Origin of the sequence: Lachnoclostridium sp. MSJ-17 (genome assembly GCF_018918205.1) — a bacterium.
GTDB lineage: Bacteria > Bacillota > Clostridia > Oscillospirales > Acutalibacteraceae > Ruminococcoides.
This window is the reverse complement of sequence record NZ_JAHLQB010000098.1, coordinates 1-5,811: the sequence shown is the minus strand read 5'-3', so window position 1 is coordinate 5,811 and position 5,811 is coordinate 1. Positions and strand designations below refer to the sequence as shown.

Sequence of the window (5,811 nt, the reverse complement as noted above, 5' to 3'; positions counted from 1 at the left end):
ATCCAAAAGTTTAGATTTTCCCACAATGCTTATCTTTTGGTCTTTGGTTCGGAATAGTGTAGTGCTGGCGGTCTATCTCTTGTTTTCGGTTGCTTGCTTCCTTACCGTACATGAGCATTCGCGCCGGGATTGTCGTTGCCGTAGCCCTCCAAAAGATTAACGACGCCCCACGCGCCGAGACCCGCACCCAGCGCAATAACAAGAATTTGAAGCGTATTGATTGCGTTTGAAAAAAAGCCCATTAAATTCCTCCTGTTTGATTTAGATTTAGTTTTGTCAATGACTGTAAATTGACTTGTAATTGAGTGAAATTGTGTGTTAGAATGTATTTGAAATAAAAATACCGCCCGTTACTGTTTGAACGGCGGTAACAAATGAATGATGTAGTTTTTCAGGGAGAATCCCTTATCCTCAAACAACAGCCTCCTTATTCCGAATACCGCTCCAAATCCTCGGCGCTGATTTCGTAATTGACAAACCGCTCGTCCTTTTTCGGCTTGAAGTGGGTCGATAAAAAATCTTCTATGTTAAAAGCGTTCTTCGGATCGTAGTCCGACAGATACTTATAATATGGGTGTTTGGTGATGTCAAACTTGTCGGAAAGAAACGGCCGCACGCCGCGAACCTGCAACAGGCACTTGCCGCCGTCCATGACGGCGATCTCGTCCATTGACATCAGATCCTTGCCCAGCTTTTGGAAATTCTGCCCGTGGCTCTCCTGATTGCCCTTTGTGACGCTCTCGTTATAAAGGTCTATCGTCTCCTTGCCCAACAGGGAGTTCCAGCTTTTCAGCGTGGTTTCCTCCTTGCCGCCGAGAAATAATGAGCTGTCACAATTCCCTATAATGGTATCGGCGTTATCCTTATACAAAGCCTTTAACTGAGACTGCGCCTGCAAGACAAGGCAAGCGGAAATCTCTCTTGATCGGATCGTCGCCATCAGCCTTTCCAGATTCGGGATCTGACCGATATTCGCCGCCTCGTCGATCAGGCAGCGCACATGAACAGGCAGCCTACCGCCGTAAACGTCGTCGGCACGCTCGCACAGTCGGTTGAACAGAATGGAATAAATCAGGCTGATAAGAAAAGCAAAGGTGCCGTCGGTGTCGGACATGATCAGAAACAGCGCCGTCCGCTCGTCGCCGAGCTTATCTAAATCCAGCTCGTCATACATGGTGATCTCCCTGACCTCTTTAATGTCAAAGGGAGCCAGACGCGACGCGCAGGAAATCAAAATAGATTTTGCCGTCTTGCCTGCCGCGAGCTTGTATTTCTTATACTGTCGCAGCGCGAAGTGATCGGGGTCTTTCTGCTCCAAAGCGTCAAATAAAAGGTCAACGGCATTTTTGAAATTCTCGTCGTCCTCGCGCACCTCCATTGCGTTCAGCATTTCTACCAGCGTCGCGAAATTCTGCTCATTAGCCGGCGCTTCATAATAGATGTAACCGATCAGGGCGGTATACAGCAGCGTCTCCGCCTTGACCCAAAAATCGTCGCCTGCCTTGCCCTCGCCTTTGGTATTGGCGATAAGCGTAGTGACGATTTTCAGAATATCCTTTTCAGAATGGATATATGCGAACGGATTAAAGTGCATGGATTTTGAAAAGTTGATCGTATTAAAAACCCTTATCTTATACGGCTCATAAATGACCTTGCCCTGCTTATTCCGCACAACATTTCCATTCTTATCACGTTTCGGCGCGCCGCGTTGCAGCAGCTTTCCGCACTCCACCAAAACCGTACCTTTCGGGTCGGTGATAACATAGGAGCTGTGCATTTGCATTAAATTTGGCTTGATGAAAAAACGAGTCTTGCCCGAGCCGGAACCGCCGACAACCAGCACATTCTTGTTTCGGGCGAACGCCGGATTTTTCGGTCTGCCGGACATCATTAAACCCTCGGTCGCGGTCAATATAATGTTATTCCACCTGTCCGTGTCCATAAACGGAGCAATATCCTTTTTGGTGCCCCAGCGCGCGCTGCCGTATTCCACATTCTTACGGTACTTTTTAGCGTTTTTGCTTTTGACATATACAATCAACCGCACTACTGCCGCGCCGATTATTCCGATTAGAACATCTATTAGCGCGGAGGGCAGAAAGTGACTGAACGCTGCCGAAAAGCCCTGATTCAATCCAAACAGCTTTACGGAAGCGTCAGCACCGGGCGCGAGCCGGATAGCCTCGCCGAGTTTTGAAAACAGCCAGACAAAAATCAGGTACGGAGAATTTGGTATGATATATTTTCTGATAATTTCGTTTCTGTTCAGAGTTCGGGACCTCCGTGCTCCTTGTTGCGGACTCGATCTTTTCCAAGAGTTTTGACAAGCTCCTTGAATTTGCGAAGCTGTGCCACCAGCGACGGTCTCTTGCTGCGGTCAAGGTCTTTATTGGTAAACGCCTTAAACGCTGCGGTCAGCGCGTCAGCCTGATTCGCCTTGAAATATACCGTCCAGCGAGGCGGCTTGCTGCCGACCTCTTTTTCTATGTGATACCTGATCTGATATTTCCGCGCGTAACGCTCAAACGAGCGCAACCGCCCTGACACCTCGATCGTATTCATACCGCCGTCGCCCTGTGCCAACCGTTTCAGACTGTTGCGCCCGACCTTGACGGAATGGCGCTGCTGCTGCATTTTATGAAGCGCCGCCGTAATCGCGGCTTTCAGCACCCGCCCGGACAGCTTTGCCGCCTGAACGGTGATCGATACAGTCCTTTGGTCGATTTCTTCCTGCAAATTATTCCTCCTTCCTTAACTCAAAACCGCGTCAAGCGATTTCTGCTGCGGCTCGCGGTTGTGGTCTTTTTCCGCCTGTGCTGCCTGAATCCGCGCGTGCTTCATCAGCGTTTGGATAACGGAGGGCGCATCGTTGACCTCGGATAAATCCTTTATCATACCCCTGCACCCGTCAGGGAGATAGTCGGCAATATCCTCACACGCCTTGTCAAGAGCTCCGGTAAAGCCCCAACAGCTATCCACGACCTCACCGTTTTTATACAACTCATAGCCATAGCACTCACCGTTCAGGTACGCGTCGTACTGCTCGACCTCGCCGCGAAGCAAATCCTCCGCTTTGCTCCTTATCTCCGGCGTGACCGTCTCAACGTCGTATTCCTCACGAACCTTATCTAAAGAAGCAAAAATGATTCCCGTCTGTCCGCTGTCCCACGGATCGTTAAAGCTGTGAGTGCTGACGGATAACCCGCTGTGGTCGAGAAGATAGACAGGCAGCACGACATACGCCTTTTCAATCTCTGACATAAGCTCCTGATTTTTAGCTTGGATTTGCTGCAAGGTCACAGGCCATACGTCGAACCTATCCATTAAATCCTCATACTTTTGCTCTCCCTGCTCACCGCCGCCGGCTGCCTTGATATACAAATCCTTGATCAGCTCGTCGGAGTTTTTGTAACCGTGTTCGTCGCCCAAACTGTAACGCCGGTGAAAACAAATCATGGTTCCAAAATTTTCATCTTCACGGCGCGGATCGGGATAGAAATCGTCATGCCGCACGATCAGCAAATACGGCTCCTGAATCGACATCCACATTACAGCTCAGGACCCTTTTGAGGCTTTTCGGGCGCGCCGTCGCCGGGTACAGGCTGTTTGACAGCGAGGATCTTACCCGCGATCCTGACAAACTTTTCAGGGTGCTTGAATTCCTCCTTGAACTTCTCGGCAAGTTCAGGCGAGAGACTGCAAAAGTTTTCCTCTCCGAGACCGCAGATAAAGAAGTTGCCGGCGATAATATCGTAGATTTCGCCGTCCTCGGTTCTGAGAGCGCGGTTAAGCGGCAAGCCTTCGAGCTTACCTTCCTCATTGCAGACAAGTCCGACCAAATCCTCATAGGGATAAACTGCCTGAATATTTCCGCCGACGGCGGCCTGCATCGCTTCCAGACCGTCGCCGATCTCGGTTTCATAGGGCGCCTTGCCGGTCTCCACCATTAAAACATTCATATACTTTGTTCCTCCTTCCGTTTTGCTCCCTTTGTGGGAGGTGAGTTATTGGTTTTGCCCTCCGTCAGCTTTTTCAGCACGGAAGGCTTTTTTTCATTAGACAAGCAATCGCCGCCTTTGATCTCATTGATGATCTCATCGGCGGTTTTGTTTGAAGGGACAGGCGCTTGACCTTCAACCGTATATCCGGGCAGTAATACGCCGTTTACCTTGAAATACTCAGCGTAATTCTGCGGTATCGGCGGTGAGATTTCTTTGAAATACTGTGCAAAGGCTTTTTTGCGACCCTCGATATATTTTTCCGCAGCCGCTTTATCGGTGTAACGCTTTCGCCTTTGACCCGCGATCTCAACACAGCAGCCGTGCTTTGGCGATCGCATATCCACATCCCACGTAACATACCACGCGACAGGCACAGATTCTTGTTTTGCTCTGTCGTATTTGGTTTCTTCCCACACAGATACGGTCATTTCGTAAACCATATTGCTGATCATATCACGGTCATGGTAGTTCTCGTGAATCCATTGATTCGACGTATGCGCGACCGCGTGAGTATTCAAGTATTCCAAAGCGCGGTCATACGTCTTAGTGATAGCCGCCTGCCGTTCCCATTCACAAATCGAATCCTTGATTTTGGAAAAAATCACTTTCTCCGCTTCAACGCTCTGATCTCTTGCTTTTGATATGCTCTCAGAGCCCAAGCCGATAAAAGGAACCAAATCAATTTGATTGTCATAATAGTCCTGTACAACGGTATGCTCGATTTTCAATTCGCTGCCGGGCGTCAGTTCATCACCGTAATCAAAAACACCGTAATATTTTTCGTTTCTCAAATAAACCTCCGTTAAGTAATTTCCGGCTCTTTTTTCTTTTTAGAAGGGGCTGCCGGTTCCGCCTTTTGCTGAGATTTTGTGTCGCTGATTTTGCCAAGGACAGAGGGCTTATGCGCGTCAGGCATAAAATCACCGTCGGAAAGCGCGTTTAAGAAATCGACTGCTTTTACGTCTGTCCTCAAAACCGGTTTTCCTTCGACAACATAACCGGGCAGTAACAAGCCGTTCTTTGAAAATCTGTCCGCGTATCTTTCGGGGATCGGCGGCGATATTTCAGTAAAAAGATGCGCGTATGCCTTTTTCCTGCCGTCAATGTATTTGAGGGCGGCGTCTTTGTCTGAAAAACGCTTTCTGTCCTGACCCGCAATTTTCTTTGTACGATATTCGTCCGGCGTGTTCAGACTGACGCCCCAAGTGACAATCCACGCATCGGAAACAAATTGACCGGTATCATTGTCATAATGATTATCCTCGTGCAAGCTGACGGACATTTTATAAACCATGTTGCTGACGATCTCAGTGTCACGGTAATGGGATTGCTGCCATTGATTCGATGTGTGCTCCACCTGCGGAACTCTTTTATATGAAAGCGCACGGTCAATCAGCATTGTCAAAGACGCTTTCTGCTCCCATACCTCGGCAAGCTCTTTGAGCTGTTCAAAAACCTTCTTCTCACCGGAAACCGCAAGCGCCCGCAGCTCGTATAGGTCAAAATCTGACGCGTTTACAAGAGGAAGGAGTATTTTATCGTTTGGCTGAAAGCGCAGATCATGCTCCAACCTCAGCTTTTCGCCTTCTTCCAGAAAATCACAATCATTCGCACTGTAATATCCTGTTTTTCTCATTGGTACCTCCTAAAGCGCCGGCTCGTTTTTCTTTTTGCAAGGTGTGGCCGGCACTGCCTTTTGCGGTGTTTTTGCCGCCGTGAGTTTTCCGAGTACGGACGGCTTATCCGCGCTGAATATAGAAAGCTGTTCAGGCTTTTTCGCCGGAGCGGACAAAGACGGCGTTTCCTCGGT

At 49.0% G+C, this 5,811-nt stretch carries 7 protein-coding genes; all 7 read right to left on the bottom strand.

Annotated elements, in window-relative coordinates; translation table 11 throughout:
* Positions 1-101 precede the first annotated feature (101 nt).
* The 7 genes from KQI64_RS08500 to KQI64_RS08470 all read right to left on the bottom strand — a co-directional run bounded on the left by KQI64_RS08500 (position 102) and on the right by KQI64_RS08470 (position 5,637).
* Positions 102-242, bottom strand: coding sequence for a Maff2 family mobile element protein (locus KQI64_RS08500; RefSeq protein WP_201427875.1), 141 nt, complete (start codon positions 240-242; stop codon positions 102-104).
* Between the two features lie 185 nt (positions 243-427).
* Positions 428-2,269 (bottom strand): VirD4-like conjugal transfer protein, CD1115 family, encoded by a 1,842-nt coding sequence (locus tag KQI64_RS08495; protein WP_216524262.1) that lies wholly within the window; start codon positions 2,267-2,269, stop codon positions 428-430.
* The gene (locus KQI64_RS08490) at positions 2,266-2,736 is read right to left on the bottom strand and encodes a PcfB family protein (protein WP_201427874.1); all 471 of its coding nucleotides are present in this window, start codon (positions 2,734-2,736) and stop codon (positions 2,266-2,268) included. Before KQI64_RS08490 ends, KQI64_RS08495 begins: the two co-directional genes overlap by 4 nt.
* Before the next feature lie 15 nt (positions 2,737-2,751).
* A complete protein-coding gene (locus KQI64_RS08485) occupies positions 2,752-3,549 on the bottom strand; it encodes a hypothetical protein (RefSeq protein WP_216524261.1) in 798 nt (265 codons plus the stop codon).
* Complete coding sequence (locus KQI64_RS08480) at positions 3,549-3,959, bottom strand: DUF3846 domain-containing protein (RefSeq protein WP_216524260.1); 411 nt, start codon at positions 3,957-3,959, stop codon at positions 3,549-3,551. Before KQI64_RS08480 ends, KQI64_RS08485 begins: the two co-directional genes overlap by 1 nt.
* Positions 3,956-4,792: a hypothetical protein gene (locus tag KQI64_RS08475; protein WP_216524259.1), complete on the bottom strand. Its 837-nt coding sequence runs from the start codon at positions 4,790-4,792 to the stop codon at positions 3,956-3,958. The genes KQI64_RS08480 and KQI64_RS08475 overlap by 4 nt, the downstream gene beginning before the upstream one ends.
* Before the next feature lie 11 nt (positions 4,793-4,803).
* Positions 4,804-5,637, bottom strand: a complete 834-nt coding sequence (locus tag KQI64_RS08470; RefSeq protein WP_216524258.1) for a hypothetical protein — start codon at positions 5,635-5,637, stop codon at positions 4,804-4,806.
* Between the last annotated feature and the right edge of the window lie 174 nt (positions 5,638-5,811).

Bases quoted from the DNA above. Each gene is read 5' to 3' on its own strand.
- KQI64_RS08500 (WP_201427875.1), bottom strand. From the start codon at position 242: ATGGGCTTTTTTTCAAACGCAATCAATACGCTTCAAATTCTTGTTATT.
- KQI64_RS08485 (WP_216524261.1), bottom strand. From the start codon at position 3,549: ATGTGGATGTCGATTCAGGAGCCGTATTTGCTGATCGTGCGGCATGAC.
- KQI64_RS08480 (WP_216524260.1), bottom strand. From the start codon at position 3,959: ATGAATGTTTTAATGGTGGAGACCGGCAAGGCGCCCTATGAAACCGAG.
- KQI64_RS08470 (WP_216524258.1), bottom strand. From the start codon at position 5,637: ATGAGAAAAACAGGATATTACAGTGCGAATGATTGTGATTTTCTGGAA.